This window comes from Bradyrhizobium sp. USDA 4472, from assembly GCF_054058595.1.
The window spans coordinates 5,790,330-5,806,176 of sequence record NZ_JBSSAM010000001.1 but is presented as its reverse complement, the minus strand read 5'-3'; the positions used below and the strand labels follow the sequence as shown (position 1 = coordinate 5,806,176).

Here is a 15,847-nt window from a genome sequence, read left to right as displayed (position 1 = left end):
AACACACCTCTACGGGCTCCGTTGGTGGGCCAATCGACGTGATGGATGCGTTCCGTTCGCAATGTTCTGAGCGGTTGGCAGCCGCTTGGGCGCGACATTGGATGTTGAGGAGAGCACATGGCGAGATCGCCGCCCGGGATCAGTCCCAAATCACTGCTGCACCCCGGCTTCATCTCCGCCGGAGGAACCCTGTTGATTGCCGCGTTGGTCACCGACCTGATGTATTGGGAAACGTCAAACTGGCAGTGGGCCAACTCGTCGGCTTGGCTGATTACGGCTGGCCTGGTTCTGGCTTTAGTCGCCACGATTGCCCTGATTGTCGATTTTGTCGCAGGCCGAGCGGGACGGATCGATTGGATCGCCTTCCTGCTCGTCGCAGCGGCCGCGCTTCTCTCGTTCTTGAACGTTTTCATTCACAGCCGTGACGCCTGGACCTCGGTCGTGCCTCAGGGAATTTCGCTTTCCGCAATCGTGACAATTCTGCTGCTGATGGCCGCCGCCACCGGTTGGAAGGTGACCACGGTTCGCGCTCCCGCGATCGGAGAGAGACCGTGATTCATGCGCTTCGTGGCTTGCCAGCCATCTGCACTCTGTTCGCGCTGACCGCCTGCAGCGACCAAGGCGGCGATCCCATGCGGCAATACGGAGCAGATCCTTACCTCCCGGAGCCTCAGAACTATCTGCTGCCCCCCATGAGCGTCCCGAAGGAGATTGGCTGGAAACCAGGGGAGACGCCGACGACCACTGATGGGTTGAAAGTCCAGTCGATGGCGACGGGGCTGATGCATCCTCGTATCGTCTATGCTCTGCCGAACGGCGATATCTTGGTCGTGGAGGGTAACAGTCCCGGCACTACACCTTTCCGGCCCAAGGACTTCATCCAAGGCAAAGTAAAAGCGCGGGCCGGCACGGCCGGCAAAGGTGGCAACCGCATCACCCTGCTTCGCGATGCCAACGGAGATGGAATCTCGGAGCAGCAAACTGTTCTCGTCGACCACCTCCACTCACCCTACGGGGTGGCTTATGTGGACGGCACACTCTACGTGGCCAACACGGACGCGATCATGGCGTTCAAGTACACGCTCGGGCAGACCGAGATCACTGAGCCAGGGAGGAAGCTTGCGGACCTTCCAGCCGGACCGATCGACCATCACTGGACCAAATCGATGGTAGCAAGTCCGGATGGATCCAAGCTTTATGTTGGCGTCGGGTCCAACAGCAACATCACCGAAAACGGGCTTGACGCCGAAGAGGGGCGAGCAGCGATTTACGAGGTGGATCGCTCGTCGGGTGCCAAGCGCATTTTCGCGTCGGGCACGCGAAATCCGACCAATCTCGCCGTTGATCCCGACACCGGACGGCTGTTCGCGGTCGTGAACGAGCGGGACGAGATCGGCCCGGACCTGGTCCCCGACTATCTCACCATGGTGCAGGAGGGCGCTTTCTATGGCTGGCCTTACAGCTATTGGGGCCAGCACGTTGACATACGTGTCCATCCGCAAAGGCCGGACCTCGTGGCCAAGGCGATCAAGCCCGACTACAGCCTAAGCTCGCACGTGGCCGCGCTTGGTCTCGCGTTCAGCAAAGGCGAGAAACTGTCACCCAAATTCAGTGACGGCATCTTTGTCGGCGAGCACGGCAGTTGGGACCGCAGCCCTGTCAATGGCTATCAGGTTATTTTCGTGCCGCTGGTGAACGGTCGGCCCGAGGGCAAGCCTGTCCCGGTCGTAACCGGATTTCTCGGCAACGACAACGCGACGGTGCGGGGCCGGCCCGTGGGCGTCGCAATTGACCGCACGGGTGCGCTACTGGTCGCCGACGATACAGGCAACGCGGTGTGGCGCGTCAGTGCGAACCAGACGGAGCATTAGGACACCCGGTAGCACTCGCCGCATAGCTAATCCCAAAGAGCCGACGATTGGACGCACATCGGCCTGCTCTTTGGAACCGCTGCGAACCCGGGCATTTGTCGGCGTGGTACAACGAGGGTCTCACCATGAGAGTTCGGGTTGGACTGGTCGCACTTTTCGTCGCCGCATTTAGTACCCTCGCCTATGCACAAAGCAGTGGTGGCGCCGGGGCTGGGGGTGGTTCGGCAACGGGGGCTGGCTCGATCAGCACGGCTGCCGGGTCGATGTCTGCTCCCGGATCAGTCAATGGGACCGGGGGGTCGCCAGGACCAAACACGAGCAACGCCCTCAGTCATGGAACGACAGGAAGTCGGCTCGGCACCTCCCCGAACGAGCAGACAAAATCTGGCTCGTCACCGGCGGCTGGTGGTTTTGTCAACGACAGTACAATGAACAAAGCTGTTCAGGATTTGGGGAATACAAAAACCGGCATCGTGCCTGACCACTGATAAAGCTGCGGCCGGTTCGGCCGGCAACCTCTCCGATGCGAAGTCCTCGCGACATGGCCCTTCCTTTCGTGCGAAAGCGCCTCGCGACCGTAGCGCTGATTTCCCGGAGACAGGATATCGCGCAGCGGTGGATCGCGTGCCTGCCTCGATTGGCCGTTGCCGTGTTCGGATGGCTACGATGGCATAGTACCACTGTTTTGCCCGACGCGTCAAAGTAAATTCTAAAAATACGAAATGACGCAGCGTTCCGGGATTGCGTTTCTACTGTGCATGGGGTTGTTTTCGCGTTTTGCCAAAAGCACGGGCGGACGCGGCCCAGCAAGGGCGGCGCGTCGCCGGCGTCGCGTTCAGCGTAGTCAATCCGCGACCGCGATCGCCTCGATCTCGATCAGCCATTCCGGCGCGGCGAGTGCGGTGACGCCGACCAGCGTCGAGGCCGGCGGCTCCATGCCTTCGAAGAACACCGAGCGGGCCTTGCCGATGATGGGGCGCAGCTCCGGCTTGTAGCCGACGACGAAGGTCGTGATCTTCACGATGTTGGCGTAGGTGGCACCGGCCGCCTTCAAGGCGTGACCGAGATTCTGCATCACCTGCGTGGTCTGCGCGGCGATGTCGCCCTCGCCGACGATCCGCCCCTCCTCGTCCACCGACACCTGGCCGGAGATGTAGATCGTGCGTGCGCCGGAGGCGGTGACGACGTGGGAATAGGCGGGATTGTGATGCAGGCCGCTGGGGCGGAGATGATCGAGCTTGGGCATGGGCTGGCTCCCGGAGTTTGTGGTCGGGAGGGAGCGTAGCCGGAGACTGTGCTTGGGGCTAGCCTCGCCCCTCAATTGCAGGGCTTGCTGTCCTTGACGTCGAACTTGCCCATCGCGCCGGAGATCACGAAGTCGTTGTAGTCGAGCACGAGCTGACGGGAGACGCCGTTCTCGTAGAGCTCGAACGACATCGCATAAACAGGCGTCTGCTCGCCTTCCTTCTGCGGGACGTCGCGATCGAAATAGCTGACCGTCACCGGCCAGCGCGTCAGCGACTTCATGTGCTCGTCCGCCGTCGCCGGATCGGGCGAAGCGGTACGGTCGGCGGGGATCGGCTGACCGATCACGGTCAGCGTGTTGTAGACCTTCTGGCCATCGTCGGAGCCGTCATAGACTGAGAGCTCGAGAAGCGATTTGCCGTCCTTGGCGGCGGCAATGATGCGCTGGATCTGTTCGGTCGGAAACACGATCTTGCCGTCGAGCGTGAAGTTCTTCGGCGCCGGCAATTTCAGCTTGACGTCGATGTGGTCGCCGTTGCGCACCGCAGAGCCGTCGACCAGGCCCGCCTCGGTCTCGTTCATCCGCGTTTCGATCTTGAAGCGGTAGCTCTTTCCGGCGGCGTCCTCCCAGGAATTGGAGCGGAGATCGCTGAGCGTGATCTTGCCCTCGCCGCTGTCGAGCTCGGAGACCTGGCGGAATTCGGACGTGTAGCCTTCGCAGCTGTTGCCGGCGAAATTGTAGAGGATGCGGCCGCGCGCGCTGCTGATGGAATTGGAACGCGATTTGACGAGGTTCAGATCGTAGAGCGCCTGGTGCGCGAGAAATGGAGCGCTCGAGGCATGCGCGCCGGTACCGGCGCCGAGAGCGGCCACCGCGAGCGCCATGACACCGAGGGAAGTCCGGAAAAGGTGCACCATGTCTGTTCCCTGAGGACGCGCAGATTCGACACTTTAATGACCGTTCCATTGCGTCGCAACTGCGGCGGTTTCACGTAAAGTTGCGCCTCACAGAACCTCCTGAGCCGGCTTGCATGTGTCGGCTCGATCGGCGAAACATGCCGCGCCCGGCCGTCACGAAGGCGCCGGAGAGGATGAGTTTTCCAGACATTGAGGTCGAGACATGGCGGGCACGGTCGAGCAGAAGCTGGCGGAACAAGGCATCAAGCTGCACGAGGCTCCCACCCCCGTGGCCAATTACGTCCCGTTCGTGCGCACCGGCAATCTGCTGTTCGTGTCCGGCCAGGTTTGCTTCGATCCCGCCGGCAAGCTGATCGCCAAGGGCAAGCTGGGCGCCGGCGTTTCGGTCGAGGACGGCGCCGCGGCCGCGCGCGGTTGCGCGATCAACCTGCTGGCACAGGTGAAGGCGGCGCTCGGTGATCTCGACAAGGTCACGCGCGTGGTGCGCCTCGGCGGCTTCATCAACTCGGCGCCCGACTTCCTGGACGGGCCGAAGGTGCTCAATGGCGCCTCCGACCTGATGGTCGCCGCCTTCGGTGACAAGGGCCGTCACGCCCGCACCACTGTCGGCGTCGCCTCGCTGCCGGCGGATGCGGCGGTCGAGGTCGACGGCATCTTCGAGGTCGCCTGAGGCCGGCATCGTGCGAGCCCCGGATTGGCTGACAGCGCGGCCGGTCGCCCATCGCGGCCTGCATGACATTTCCCGCGGCATCGTCGAGAACATGCCGGGCGCGGTGCAGGCGGCGATCGCGGGCAATTTTTCGATCGAGGTCGACATCCAGCTCTCGGCTGACGGCGAGGCCATGGTGCACCACGACCATGCGCTCGGCCGTCTCACCGAGGCAAGCGGCCCGGTGGCCGCGAAGACCGCGGCCGAGCTGAAGGCGATCACGTTCAAGGATACGTCAGAGCGGATGATGTCGCTCAGCGACCTCTGCGCCATGGTCGCCGGCCGCGTGCCGCTGGTGATCGAGGTGAAGAGCCACTTCGACGGCGACCGCAAGCTGGTGACGCGGATGGCCGAGGTGCTGGCAACCTATCGGGGGCGCGCCGTCGGGATGTCTTTTGATCCCGACCAGGTGCTGGCGCTCCGTGAACTCCTGCCCACCCGCCCGCGCGGCATCGTCGCGCAGCGCAGTTACGAGGACGAGTACTGGGCCTCCCTGACCCCGAAGCAGCGCGACAGCATGCTGTACCTGCGCCACGGTTTCCAGACCCAGCCCCATTTCGTGGCTTTCAAGGTCGATCATCTCCCGGCACCGGCCCCCTGGATCGCCCGTAACGTCTTCGGTTGCGCCCTGCTCGGCTGGACCGTGCGCACACCCGAGCAGCGGGTGCGGGTCGGACAATCTGCCGATCAGATGATCTTTGAAGGTTTCGTGCCGTAAGCTTGATGTTCCCGACCCTTGAAGTCGCTGCTGCAATGCACGATCTTGGGCGCAATGGCATCATCCGAAATCACCCTGGAGGCGGTACCGTCCATTGGCGAAATCTCGCCGGAGGATTGGGACGCCTGCGCCAATCCTGGCAGGGCCTGCAACGGGCATGGCTTGGCAACCTCATCCGGGTTTCCAGGCGATTCCCGTGGCCTCTTAAAGCCTGCCTACAACCCGTTCGTCTCGCACGCCTTTCTCTCGGCCGCCGAGAAATCGGGTTCAGCCACAATCCGCACCGGCTGGGGACCGCGGCACCTCGTGGCCAAGATCGATGGCCGGATCGCCGGCGTCGTGCCCTGCTATCTGAAATCGCACAGCCAGGGCGAATACGTTTTCGACCGCGGCTGGGCGGACGCCTATGAGCGCGCCGGCGGGCGTTACTATCCAAAGCTGCAGGTCTCGGTTCCGTTCACGCCCGCCACAGGACCGAGGCTGCTGATCCGCGACGGCGTTGACCACGAGCGCATCGCGGACGCGCTCGCGAGCGGGCTGGTGGCGCTGTGCGGCGTCAGCAAGGCCTCCTCCGTTCACGTTACCTTCGCGCGCGAGGCGGAGTGGAAGCTGCTTGCCCGGCACGGTTTCCTCCAGCGCACCGACCAGCAGTTCCACTGGCGCAACGAGGGCTTTGCCAGCTTCGACGATTTCCTCGCGACGCTGAACTCACGACATCGCAAATCGATCAAGCGCGAGCGGCGCGACGCGCTCGCGGCAGGGATCACGATCCACTGGCTCACCGGAAAAGACATCACCGAGGACGCCTGGGACGCCTTCTTCGCGTTCTACATGGAGACCGGCTCGCGCAAATGGGGCCGCCCCTATCTCACCCGAGGATTCTTCTCGCTGATCGGCGAGACCATGAGCCGGGACGTGCTGCTGGTGATGGCGCGCCGCAACGACCGCTGGATCGCAGGCGCCATCAACTTCATCGGCTCGGATACGCTGTTCGGCCGCAACTGGGGCGCGGTCGAGCATCATCCCTTCCTGCATTTCGAAGTCTGCTATTATCAGGCGATTGATTTCGCCATTAAACACGGTCTCACGAATGTCGAAGCCGGGGCGCAAGGCGAGCACAAGATTGCACGCGGCTACCTGCCGCGGACGACACACTCGGCCCATTTCATCGCCGATCCCGGCCTGCGCCGCGCCATCGATGATTATCTCGAGCGTGAGCGGGCCTATGTTGCGGAAGCCGGACGGGAGCTTGCCGAGCTTGGTCCCTTCCGGAAAGGCATCGACGAGCCGTCTTGACGCGTGCGCGGGGCTGGTGACAGTAAGCGCAAAATTCGCAGCGCAAAGTTCTTGGGAGCCGCCGCCATGACCGCCTACGATCCGAACAACATCTTCGCCAAGATCCTGCGCGGCGAGTTTCCCTGCCACAAGGTCTATGAGGACGAGCACGTCTTCGCCTTCCTCGACATCATGCCGCGCGTATCAGGGCACACGCTGGTGATTCCGAAGGCCCCTGCCCGCAACATCCTCGACATCAAGCCCGACGACTACGCGCATGTTGCGCGCGGCGCGCACCTGATCGCGGCGGCTGCGATGAAGGCCTTCAAGGCCGACGGCATCACCGTGCAACAATTCAACGAGGCCGCCGGCGGACAGGTGGTGTTTCATCTCCACATGCACGTGATGCCTCGCCACGACGGCGTCGCGATGCTGCCGCCCGCGAGCCGGAAGGAAGACGTCAAGGTGCTGGAAGAGAACGCGACCAAGTTGATCGCTGCGCTGAAGAGCTGATCCTCACCCCGTCTGAAAATCGCCCGGCTGCGGCGCGGCGAGCGGCGTGAACTCGCAACGGTCTGGCTTGATGTCGATCAGCGGCGTGTTGTCGAGACAGTCAAGACCGCGCACGAGGATGGCATTGCCCTCGATGCCGACGAGCTTCACGATCGAGGTGCCGATCGGATTGGGCCGGACCGGCGAGCGCAGCGAAAACGTGCCGCGGGTTTTCTCGTTGTTCTTCGGGCTTTGCAACACGATGTCGCGGCGCGACTTGTCGAGCCAATAGAGCACTTCGAGATTGCTATAGAAGTCGACTCCCTTGATCGCCGGCACGAACGGCTCGAAGATCTCGAGCCGGCAGATCGGGCCATCCGTACGGCCCTGTCGCGGCGTCTCGAGCCGCGAGGTCCATGGCGTGCGAATGCGACCAATAAAGACGAGGCCGGCATCTTCCGTCGATGGCAGCTCGATGGCGATCTCGCCCTCGCGGAGTTCGTTTTCGCGAACCATACTCTTAAGTTCCTTGGCTGTTCGGAGGCGTTTTAGCCTAACCAGCACTTGCCGGCCAGCGTGAAGACTGCACCGCGAGCGGCGGGAGCTGGCGCCGGTTGGCATGGTTGCGTTTCTATCCGCGCGCGCCCCGGTTCTTCAGCACAAAGCAAGCGCCGCCTGCTTTCCGGATGCGGTTGCAGAGATCATCCGCCTCGGGGCGCGTATCAGCGCCGATACGCACCTGGTAGAAGGCGTGCGAGCCGCGGCTGCGAACCACCGAGCTCAACAGGCTCGGATCGCGCTCGCCGATCACCGCGCCGAGGCGCGTGACGGCGCGGGAGTACATCGCCAGCGCCTTGTTGCGGTCGAAGCCGGCGGCGAGCTGCACGCCCCAGATCTTGGCAGCGGCAAGCTCGACATGCTGCTCGAGCTCGGCGACGAACGGGTTCGGCGCGCGCTTCAAGAGCGCCATCAGGTCGCGGCAGCTCGTCGGCGGCGAGCTCGGTGGCCCCTTGCCGGTGCTGCCGGCCTTGGCCCAGGCGTCGACGGTCGCGCCAGTGATGGCGTAGACGTAGTTGCGGGTCTGCTCCGGCATGCCACCGGTGCCGGCGAGCCATTCCTGCACGCGCCGGGGGCCGGCGTTGTAGGCGGCCGCAGCGAGACCGAGATTACCGAACTGATTGCGCAGCTCGTTGAGAAACTCGGCCGACTTCGGCAGCGCCTGGACCGGATTAAAGGGATTGAGCAGCCCCCGCTCGCTCGCAGTGCCCGGCATGAACTGCGCGATCCCCTGCGCATGCTCGCCGCTGCGCGTCACCGGGCCCACGGCATCGGCCTGGAATCGGCTCTCCTGCCAGATCACCCGGGCGAAGAATTCCAGCGGCAGGTTGGCATCACGCGCGGCGGCCTCCACGATCAGGCAGATCGACTCCCGTGTGTCGCTCTCGCGCACAGGCTCGCCTGCTGCCGGTTTCGCCGGTGCCTCGGGGCCAAGCTGCGTCGGAGGGACCTGAGCATCCTCGGCGTGCACGGGCGTGACGACGACCGCCGCTGCGAGCACCCACCAGATCAGCTTCTGAGCCCCGACCAACGCCATGTCGCTCCTAATATCGGCCCTTGATCTCGGGGCCCAAGGCAACTAGCAACGGCCGGAATTGGCAATGCTGAGCCCGGCCAGAATGCGGACAATCTATTTTGATCTCGACGGCACGTTGACCGATCCAAAGCCCGGGATCACCGGTTCGATCCAGTATGCCCTCAAAAAACTTGGCAAGGCGGTCCCGAGCCAGGACGAGTTGACCTGGTGCATCGGGCCGCCGCTGCATGCGAGCCTGAAGGCGCTGACCGGAACCGACGCACTGGCTGATCAGGCGCTCCTGCTCTACCGCGAACGGTTTTCCGATGTTGGGCTGTACGAGAACGCACTCTATCCGGGCATCCACGACACGCTCTCGGCGCTCGCCGCAACCGGCGCGCGCATCTTCGTGGCGACCAGCAAGCCTGCGGTCTACGCCACCCGCATCGTCGAACATTTCGGGCTGAAGCCGTATTTCGAGCGCGTGTTCGGCTCCGAACTCGACGGCACCCGCGTCGACAAGCGCGACCTGCTGCGTTACGCGCTCGCCGAGACCGAAGTCGATCCGCGACAAGCGATCATGATCGGCGACCGCAGCCACGACGTGGTCGGCGCCCGGACCAACGGCATGACGGCGATCGGCGTGCTCTACGGCTATGGCAACGAGGCCGAGCTGCGGGACGCCGGCGCGCATCATGTCTGCGCCGCGCATCCGGAACTGCTCGGCCACTGTGTGGGCTAGGCGCTGACGGTCTCCACCGCCGCCAGCATTCCGGTCTTGGCGTGGCAGTTCAGATATTCGAAGAACTGCTCGTCTGCCGCGGCCACCGTGACCTCGTGATACAGCCGCAGTTTCGCTGCCGGCCCCAGCGTCGACAGATATTTCATCGCAGCACCGAAGATCTTGACGTGGGTCGGATGCGATTCCGCCCAGCGCTCCAGCGCAGCCAGGCTCCTCCACCAGCTCTGGCCGTAGGATTTTTCGCTCGCCTTGCCGTCGGCCGAGAGCACCTGCATGTAGCGATTGGCATAGCAGCCGATGGAAGCGCCATCGTCGCGCAAGAAGTCCATGCCCTCGCGCAGCACCGGCTCGACGTCCTCGAGATAGAGCTTCCGCTCGGACGCCTCGGTATCGCTCCAGTCCTGACCCGAGCGGATCAGACAGAGATTGTCGTGCGCCTTCACACGCAACCGCGCGCCATCATGGACCAGTTCAGGATTGCCGCCCGGCGACATCGGATCGGTTTGCGACAGCGGAATGCGATCGCGCATGCCGCCCCAATAGGCGTGCTCCTGCACCTCGCCGCTCATGCCCTCGGCAATCACCGCGACACCTTCGGGCCTGCCTAGCGAGGAAAACAGCGTCTCGTGCCGCGCCACAGCGGGACGCAGCACCTCGATGAAGGTGCCGATGCCCTCGCGAGGCTTTCCGGTCCACACCTCGCGCGCCGGTGCAAACCAGGCGTCGAAGCGCGCGATGTCGTCCCAATAGGCCACCGAGACGGTGTTGGCGTGGCCGGCCTGATCCACATAGTGCGCGCGGTCCCAATGCGAGGGACTGCTCTCGCCGGCGAACAGCCTGTCGATTTCAGCGAGCGCTTCCGTCGCAGCCGCCGGCGCCGCCCCACGATACTGGACGCCGAAATAGGCCATCACGACGCGGCCCACACCGGGCTTGTAGCGTGCCACGAACGAAGGATAAGGCGGCTGGTAATCATCCGGCACGCGCTTGTGTCGCGTGCGCGGGGTTTCGAGATGCGCGGGAATTGCGGATTCCATGATCGTACCCTCCCTTCGACCGCAGCGATCAGCTCGCTGCCGCGCCAATATCCGCCGGCTCGACAGTGTCGACCGGCAGCGCGAACTGCTCGACCCGCTTGTAGGGCTTCTTGTTGAGCAGCAACCGCGTCACGTCGGGCCGCGAATAATGTCCGGCGGGATCCGCGGCGTTCTTGGCCACACCGATCGCGCCGAGATCGATCTCGGCGATCAAGAGACCCTCCTGATCCGGCGCGAGCTTGTCGCCGATCTGGCTGCCATCCGGCCCGTAGATGGCGGCAAAACCGCCGCCCACATGCAGCAGCGCGTTCTTGTCCGGCCGGTCGCAAAGCTCGTCGATCATCGCTTGCGACACCGTCGCGCAAGGCGCCAGCACGAAGCAGGAGCCTTCTACCGCATAGACGCGGGAGGCGGCATTGTTCACCTCGGCACCGAGGGCTGGCGCGAAGGGATCGTACAGCGAGAAGCTCGGCCAGGCCGCGACATGCACCTGCTCGTTCTGGGCGTACATCGCGTATTTCGACAGCGGCTGCAGATGCTCCCAGCAACACAGCGCGCCGATGCGGCCGATGTCGGGTCGCCCATGGACTGCAAGATCGCTCCCGTCGCCCTCGCCATAGACGGTGCGCTCGGCATGGGTCGGTCGCAATTTGCGGCGCTTCGCAATGGTCTCGCCGTCGGGCCCGATCAGCCATTGCGCCAGATAGAGGCTGCCGCCGTCGCGTTCGGAGAGGCCGATCACGGCGGTGAGCTTGGCCATGCGGACGGCGTCACGCAGCCGTTCGGCCTGGGGGCTGTCATAGGACAGCGAGTTGTCGAAATAGCGCTGCACGAAACCGCGTCCGATCGCCCAGGCCGGTGAGTCCATCCAGATATGCCAGGGGTAACCGGGGATGAAGGCCTCCGGAAATGCGATCAGCTTGGCACCCTTCTCGGCGGCCTCCCTGATCAAAGCGATGGACTTGTCGATCGAGGCGTCGAGGTCGAGCCAGGCGGGCGCCGCCTGCACCACCGCGACCTTATATTTCGGATGTTCGATGCTCATTGCCGCCTCCATTGCCGGTTGATCCGAGACCACGTCCGATGCAGTCTATTGGACCAAGCCGGGCAGCCGCGCGCTCGACCACGGCGGAACAAAAACTCGACTGGAATGGATAGCGCCCCGGTACGGAACTTGCCTGCGGTCAGGCTGGATCTGCGCCACGTGGTTCTGCTCGATGCGAAAGGGAGGCCGGCCGATGACAATCCAGTTCACGACAGATGGCAGCCCCGGCTACCGACGCCTTGCCCTCTGGCAGGACATCGTCTGCGACGTCTTCGTCGGGCTCGACTGCAAATCCGACCTCGGCAGTGCCTTTCAGGGCTCGGTCACGCAGGCTTCGCTGGGGAAAGCCGTTTGCTCCGAGGTCTGCTCCGAACGCCAGCACGTCTTCCGCACCCCCTCGCGGATCGCGCGCTCCGATCAGGACTATATCCTGGTCGCGCTCGGCAATCGCGGCGACGGCGGCGTGGTGCAGGACGGCCGCGAGACCGTGATCCATCCCGGCGAGTTCGCGCTCTACGACACCACGCGCCCCTATGAGCTGAAGTTCAGGGACACATTCTCGCAGACCATCTTCAAGGTGCCCCGCGAGATGTTGCACCGGAGGCTGGGCGGCACCGAGACGCTCACAGCGATCACCTTCGGGACCGACGCGCCGCTGGAGCGGCTCGCCTATGACTTCATCGTCAGGCTTTGCCAGAGCGCGGACCGGCTGGCGCCCAACAGCGCCGCGGCCCTGTCGGAGCAGGCCGTCGACTTGCTGGCGATGGCGTTGAGCGAACGACTCGGCGGGACGTCGCTGCCGACCTCGACCCATCGCTCCGCCCTGCTGTACCGGCTAAAAGCCCACATCCGCAGTCACCTCGCCGATCCCGATCTCTCGCTTACAGAAGCCGCCGCCGCGCTCGGAATCTCCTCACGCTACGTCAACGATCTCCTCGCCGACGAGGGCACCTCGTTCCAGCGCCATGTGCTTGCCGAGCGTCTCGCCCAATGCAAACGCGACCTCGCCTCGCCCATGCTCGCCCATCGCCACATCAGCGAGATCGCGTTTGCCTGGGGCTTTAACGACCTCTCGCATTTCGGCCGCGTCTTCCGCGAGCATTTCGGGATGTCGCCGCGCGACTTCAGGCAGAGCCGGTTGCGGCACTGACCGCCATTCCACTCAGCCATCATCACGAGCCTTCGTCCTAGGCGAAGGCACGGCTCGCCAATTCCAGATTGTCAGGTGCTGCGACCTGGATCAGGCTGAGAGGTATGAGGACTCGTGGGACGATAGGTGGCTCAGAGCTGCTGCTCACTGTGATCGCGATCCGGCTCGCCGCGCTGGTCCTGGTGGGCTGGAGCCTGACGCTCCTGCCGCGGCACGCCAACGAACCCGTCTGCATCCCTTCGTCTGCCGCAAGGATCGAAACGCAAGCTGCTGCGGTGACGGTCGGTTCGCGGGTCGCAGATGCGGCCTTCGATGACATGCGATTGCACGACTAGGCGATTCCGAAGCAAGGCGGGTATGTCAGCGCGCGATAGGACGGCGCGCCTGCTTGCATTACCATTCGCCTCCAAGGCGGCGCCAATCAATCAGCAGCCGTGAGGGAGAGCAGTTCGATGGAATACCGACGCTTGGGCCGGTCCGGCCTCATGGTACCCGCTTTGAGCCTTGGCACGGGCACGTTCGGCGGCGTCGGCCGTCTCGCGGCATGGGGGACGACCGACGCCACGGAAGCGCGGCGCCTGCTGGACATTTGCCTCGAAGCCGGCGTGTCGATGTTCGACACAGCCGACGTCTATTCGCTCGGTGAATCCGAACGCGTCCTCGGCGAAGCCATCAAAGGCCGCCGCGACAAGGTGCTGGTCTCGACCAAGGCCACCTTCCGTTTCGGCGACGGCCCCAACGACGTCGGCTCGTCGCGGCAGCATCTGCTTGCCGCCATCGACAGCTCGCTCAGCCGGCTCGGCACCGACCATATCGACCTGTTCCAGCTCCATGGCTTCGATGCCTTCACCCCGCCGGAAGAGGTGCTCAGTACGCTCGATGTGCTCGTGCGTGCCGGGAAGATCCGCTACGTCGGCGTCTCGAATTTTTCGGGCTGGCACTTGATGAAGTCGCTCGGCGTTGCCGACAGGCACGGCTTTCCGCGTTACGTCGCCAACCAGACTTATTATTCGCTGGTCGGGCGCGACTATGAGTGGGAGCTGATGCCGCTTGGTCTCGACCAGGGGCTCGGCGCCGTGGTCTGGTCGCCGCTCGGATGGGGCCGCCTGACGGGAAAGATCCGCCGCGGCCAGCCAAGGCCTGACGTGAGCCGCCTGCCGCAGACTGCCGATTTCGGGCCGCCCGTGCCCGACGAACAGGTCTATCGCGTCGTCGATGCAATCGACGAGGTCGCCAAGGAGACCGGCAAGACCGTGGCGCAAATTGCATTGAACTGGCTGCTGCAGCGTCCGACCGTTTCGACGCTGATCATCGGCGCGCGCAACGAAGCGCAGCTGCGCGAAAATCTCGGTGCGATCGGTTGGTCGCTGACGAAGGACCAGATCGACAGGCTCGATGCGGCGAGCAAGGTGACGCTGCCCTATCCGTATTGGCACCAGCGCGGGACCTTCTCCGACCGCAATCCGCCGCCGGTGTAAGCTCGCGCTGGTGAGCTGCGAAGAGCGTGCTGATCCATGCCCGGAGCGCCGGGAGGCCTGCTTCCGGCACAGGAACCGCCCGCGTCCTGCCGGGTTGCGATCAGCAGCGCAATTTCCTAATCGAGGGGACGCTCACGGCTCGACTCAAGCACGCCTACACGATGTCGTCTATCCCGATCGAGCATGCCGACGGCCTGCCGCAACCACAGCGCAATCAGGCGATCCTGACCATTGCGCTCGGCATCCTCATGGCCGTGGTCGACAGCGCCATCGCCAATGTCGCCCTGCCGACCATCGCAATCGACCTGAATGCGAGCCCGGCCTTCTCGATCTGGATCGTCAACGGCTATCAGCTTGCGATCACGATCTCACTGTTGCCACTGGCTTCACTCGGCGAGATCGTCGGCTATCGCCGCGTCTACCTGGTCGGGCTCGTGTTGTTCACGCTGGCATCGGCCCTCTGCGCGCTGGCGCATACGCTGCCGCTGCTGACGATCGCGCGCATCATCCAGGGGTTCGGCGCGGCCGGAATCATGAGCGTCAACTCGGCGCTGGTCCGTTTCACCTATCCGCGCAGCCTGCTTGGACGCGGCATCGGGCTCAACGCTCTGGTCGTCGCCTTCTCCGCGGCCGTCGGCCCGACACTCGCCGCCGGCATCCTCGCGGTCGGAAGCTGGCCCTGGCTGTTCGCCATCAATGTCCCGCTCGGCGCGGTCACGCTCCTGGTCGGCCTGCGCAGCCTGCCGCATACGAGGCCGGCAAGCCATTCCTTCGACTGGCAGAGCGCGGGACTTTCGGCGATCACCTTCGGCGTCGGCATCGCCGCGATCGACAGCGTCGGTCACGGCGAGGCGACGATGACCTGCCTCGTCCAATTCGCCATCGCGATCACGGCCGGCGCGTTGCTGATCTATCGCGAAACGCACATGAAGTCGCCGCTGCTGCCGGTCGACCTGTTGCGCATCCCGGTGTTCGGGCTCTCGATTGCGACCTCGATCGCCTCGTTTTGCGGGCAAATGCTGGCCTTCGTCGCGATCCCCTTCTACCTCCAGAGCCGCTTCGGTTATTCGGCGGTGCATATGGGCTTGCTGATCACGCCATGGCCGATCGCGGTGGCATTCGCAGCCCCTCTGGCCGGCCGCCTGGTCGAGCATTATCCGGCAGGCCTGCTCGGCGGCATCGGGCTGACGCTGTTTGGCGGTGGCCTCGCCGCGCTCGCTATCCTGCCTGTGAACCCGACGCCGCTTGACGTAGTCTGGCGGATGGCGCTGGCGGGCTTCGGCTTCGGCCTGTTCCAGACGCCAAACAACCGCACCATGATCGCCGCCGCGCCGCGCGAGCGCTCCGGCGGCGCCAGCGGCATGCTGGGCACAGCCCGTCTGCTTGGCCAGACCACGGGAGCTGCGCTGGTGGCCTTGTTCCTCGGGCGCTATCCGGTCGAGGGAACCCGGATTGCTCTTCTGACCGGTGTGGGATTTGCCCTCTGCGGCGCGATGCTGAGCATGCTGCGGCTCTCGCCAGCGGGGGCGCGCGGGGCCGAACAGGTTCGCGTTCAGGACGACCAGCGCTTGAGGGGCGAGTAGCGCCCCACGAT

The 15,847-nt window shown here is 64.4% G+C and carries 17 protein-coding genes; 11 read left to right on the top strand and 6 right to left on the bottom strand.

Features of this window, described 5'->3' with window-relative positions:
* Positions 1 to 117 precede the first annotated feature (117 nt).
* A complete protein-coding gene (locus tag ACVWZ4_RS27225; protein WP_456735376.1) occupies positions 118 to 555 on the top strand; it encodes a DUF2231 domain-containing protein in 438 nt (145 codons plus the stop codon).
* Positions 552 to 1,871, top strand: coding sequence for a PQQ-dependent sugar dehydrogenase (locus tag ACVWZ4_RS27220; RefSeq protein WP_456703965.1), 1,320 nt, complete (start codon positions 552 to 554; stop codon positions 1,869 to 1,871). Before ACVWZ4_RS27225 ends, ACVWZ4_RS27220 begins: the two co-directional genes overlap by 4 nt.
* Before the next feature lie 844 nt (positions 1,872 to 2,715).
* Here ACVWZ4_RS27220 and ACVWZ4_RS27215 read toward each other — a convergent pair.
* Together ACVWZ4_RS27215 and ACVWZ4_RS27210 are read right to left on the bottom strand one after the other, a co-directional pair.
* Positions 2,716 to 3,117, bottom strand: coding sequence for a RidA family protein (locus ACVWZ4_RS27215; RefSeq protein WP_456703966.1), 402 nt, complete (start codon positions 3,115 to 3,117; stop codon positions 2,716 to 2,718).
* A 71-nt stretch (positions 3,118 to 3,188) separates the two neighbouring features.
* Complete coding sequence (locus ACVWZ4_RS27210; RefSeq protein WP_456703967.1) at positions 3,189 to 4,034, bottom strand: cell envelope integrity EipB family protein; 846 nt, start codon at positions 4,032 to 4,034, stop codon at positions 3,189 to 3,191.
* 202 nt (positions 4,035 to 4,236) lie between these two features.
* On the opposite strand from ACVWZ4_RS27210, the gene ACVWZ4_RS27205 reads away from it, so the two are divergent.
* The 4 genes from ACVWZ4_RS27205 to ACVWZ4_RS27190 all read left to right on the top strand — a co-directional run bounded on the left by ACVWZ4_RS27205 (position 4,237) and on the right by ACVWZ4_RS27190 (position 7,249).
* The gene (locus ACVWZ4_RS27205; RefSeq protein WP_092236013.1) at positions 4,237 to 4,704 is read left to right on the top strand and encodes a RidA family protein; all 468 of its coding nucleotides are present in this window, start codon (positions 4,237 to 4,239) and stop codon (positions 4,702 to 4,704) included.
* A gap of 10 nt (positions 4,705 to 4,714) precedes the next feature.
* On the top strand, positions 4,715 to 5,461 hold the full coding sequence (locus ACVWZ4_RS27200; protein WP_456735377.1) for a glycerophosphodiester phosphodiesterase: 747 nt from the start codon (positions 4,715 to 4,717) through the stop codon (positions 5,459 to 5,461).
* A gap of 54 nt (positions 5,462 to 5,515) precedes the next feature.
* Positions 5,516 to 6,757 carry a GNAT family N-acetyltransferase gene (locus ACVWZ4_RS27195; protein ID WP_456741550.1) on the top strand — a complete coding sequence of 414 codons (1,242 nt, stop codon included), beginning with the start codon at positions 5,516 to 5,518 and terminating at the stop codon, positions 6,755 to 6,757.
* Between the two features lie 66 nt (positions 6,758 to 6,823).
* Complete coding sequence (locus ACVWZ4_RS27190; RefSeq protein WP_456703970.1) at positions 6,824 to 7,249, top strand: HIT domain-containing protein; 426 nt, start codon at positions 6,824 to 6,826, stop codon at positions 7,247 to 7,249.
* A gap of 3 nt (positions 7,250 to 7,252) precedes the next feature.
* Here the strand turns inward: ACVWZ4_RS27190 and tsaA are convergent, their stop codons facing one another.
* Positions 7,253 to 7,744 carry a tRNA (N6-threonylcarbamoyladenosine(37)-N6)-methyltransferase TrmO gene (tsaA, locus tag ACVWZ4_RS27185; RefSeq protein WP_456741549.1) on the bottom strand — a complete coding sequence of 164 codons (492 nt, stop codon included), beginning with the start codon at positions 7,742 to 7,744 and terminating at the stop codon, positions 7,253 to 7,255.
* A gap of 115 nt (positions 7,745 to 7,859) precedes the next feature.
* Complete coding sequence (locus ACVWZ4_RS27180) at positions 7,860 to 8,822, bottom strand: transglycosylase SLT domain-containing protein (protein ID WP_456703972.1); 963 nt, start codon at positions 8,820 to 8,822, stop codon at positions 7,860 to 7,862.
* A gap of 82 nt (positions 8,823 to 8,904) precedes the next feature.
* On the opposite strand from ACVWZ4_RS27180, the gene ACVWZ4_RS27175 reads away from it, so the two are divergent.
* Complete coding sequence (locus tag ACVWZ4_RS27175; protein ID WP_456703973.1) at positions 8,905 to 9,543, top strand: HAD family hydrolase; 639 nt, start codon at positions 8,905 to 8,907, stop codon at positions 9,541 to 9,543.
* On the opposite strand, the gene ACVWZ4_RS27170 is transcribed toward ACVWZ4_RS27175, so the two are convergent.
* Both ACVWZ4_RS27170 and ACVWZ4_RS27165 read right to left on the bottom strand, forming a co-directional pair.
* Complete coding sequence (locus ACVWZ4_RS27170; protein WP_456741548.1) at positions 9,540 to 10,580, bottom strand: phenylacetaldoxime dehydratase family protein; 1,041 nt, start codon at positions 10,578 to 10,580, stop codon at positions 9,540 to 9,542. The genes ACVWZ4_RS27175 and ACVWZ4_RS27170 overlap by 4 nt on opposite strands.
* A gap of 28 nt (positions 10,581 to 10,608) precedes the next feature.
* A complete protein-coding gene (locus ACVWZ4_RS27165) occupies positions 10,609 to 11,625 on the bottom strand; it encodes a carbon-nitrogen hydrolase family protein (RefSeq protein ID WP_456790393.1) in 1,017 nt (338 codons plus the stop codon).
* 193 nt (positions 11,626 to 11,818) lie between these two features.
* Here ACVWZ4_RS27165 and ACVWZ4_RS27160 point away from each other — a divergent pair, with 193 nt between their 5' ends.
* The 4 genes from ACVWZ4_RS27160 (at position 11,819) to ACVWZ4_RS27145 (ending at position 15,836) form a co-directional block, all read left to right on the top strand.
* A complete protein-coding gene (locus tag ACVWZ4_RS27160) occupies positions 11,819 to 12,775 on the top strand; it encodes an AraC-like ligand-binding domain-containing protein (protein ID WP_456703976.1) in 957 nt (318 codons plus the stop codon).
* A 104-nt stretch (positions 12,776 to 12,879) separates the two neighbouring features.
* A complete protein-coding gene (locus ACVWZ4_RS27155; RefSeq protein ID WP_456741546.1) occupies positions 12,880 to 13,110 on the top strand; it encodes a hypothetical protein in 231 nt (76 codons plus the stop codon).
* Between the two features lie 117 nt (positions 13,111 to 13,227).
* Positions 13,228 to 14,253 carry an aldo/keto reductase gene (locus ACVWZ4_RS27150; protein ID WP_456703978.1) on the top strand — a complete coding sequence of 342 codons (1,026 nt, stop codon included), beginning with the start codon at positions 13,228 to 13,230 and terminating at the stop codon, positions 14,251 to 14,253.
* A 161-nt stretch (positions 14,254 to 14,414) separates the two neighbouring features.
* The gene (locus ACVWZ4_RS27145; protein ID WP_456703979.1) at positions 14,415 to 15,836 is read left to right on the top strand and encodes an MFS transporter; all 1,422 of its coding nucleotides are present in this window, start codon (positions 14,415 to 14,417) and stop codon (positions 15,834 to 15,836) included.
* Positions 15,837 to 15,847 lie beyond the last annotated feature (11 nt).

Excerpts from the sequence above, each read along its gene's own strand:
- ACVWZ4_RS27225 (WP_456735376.1), top strand. The coding sequence starts at position 118 with ATGGCGAGATCGCCGCCCGGGATCAGTCCCAAATCACTGCTGCACCCC.
- ACVWZ4_RS27215 (WP_456703966.1), bottom strand. The coding sequence starts at position 3,117 with ATGCCCAAGCTCGATCATCTCCGCCCCAGCGGCCTGCATCACAATCCC.
- ACVWZ4_RS27210 (WP_456703967.1), bottom strand. The coding sequence starts at position 4,034 with ATGGTGCACCTTTTCCGGACTTCCCTCGGTGTCATGGCGCTCGCGGTG.
- ACVWZ4_RS27205 (WP_092236013.1), top strand. The coding sequence starts at position 4,237 with ATGGCGGGCACGGTCGAGCAGAAGCTGGCGGAACAAGGCATCAAGCTG.
- ACVWZ4_RS27195 (WP_456741550.1), top strand. The coding sequence starts at position 5,516 with ATGGCATCATCCGAAATCACCCTGGAGGCGGTACCGTCCATTGGCGAA.
- ACVWZ4_RS27190 (WP_456703970.1), top strand. The coding sequence starts at position 6,824 with ATGACCGCCTACGATCCGAACAACATCTTCGCCAAGATCCTGCGCGGC.
- tsaA (WP_456741549.1), bottom strand. The coding sequence starts at position 7,744 with ATGGTTCGCGAAAACGAACTCCGCGAGGGCGAGATCGCCATCGAGCTG.
- ACVWZ4_RS27180 (WP_456703972.1), bottom strand. The coding sequence starts at position 8,822 with ATGGCGTTGGTCGGGGCTCAGAAGCTGATCTGGTGGGTGCTCGCAGCG.
- ACVWZ4_RS27175 (WP_456703973.1), top strand. The coding sequence starts at position 8,905 with ATGCGGACAATCTATTTTGATCTCGACGGCACGTTGACCGATCCAAAG.
- ACVWZ4_RS27170 (WP_456741548.1), bottom strand. The coding sequence starts at position 10,580 with ATGGAATCCGCAATTCCCGCGCATCTCGAAACCCCGCGCACGCGACAC.
- ACVWZ4_RS27165 (WP_456790393.1), bottom strand. The coding sequence starts at position 11,625 with ATGAGCATCGAACATCCGAAATATAAGGTCGCGGTGGTGCAGGCGGCG.
- ACVWZ4_RS27160 (WP_456703976.1), top strand. The coding sequence starts at position 11,819 with ATGACAATCCAGTTCACGACAGATGGCAGCCCCGGCTACCGACGCCTT.
- ACVWZ4_RS27155 (WP_456741546.1), top strand. The coding sequence starts at position 12,880 with ATGAGGACTCGTGGGACGATAGGTGGCTCAGAGCTGCTGCTCACTGTG.
- ACVWZ4_RS27150 (WP_456703978.1), top strand. The coding sequence starts at position 13,228 with ATGGAATACCGACGCTTGGGCCGGTCCGGCCTCATGGTACCCGCTTTG.
- ACVWZ4_RS27145 (WP_456703979.1), top strand. The coding sequence starts at position 14,415 with ATGTCGTCTATCCCGATCGAGCATGCCGACGGCCTGCCGCAACCACAG.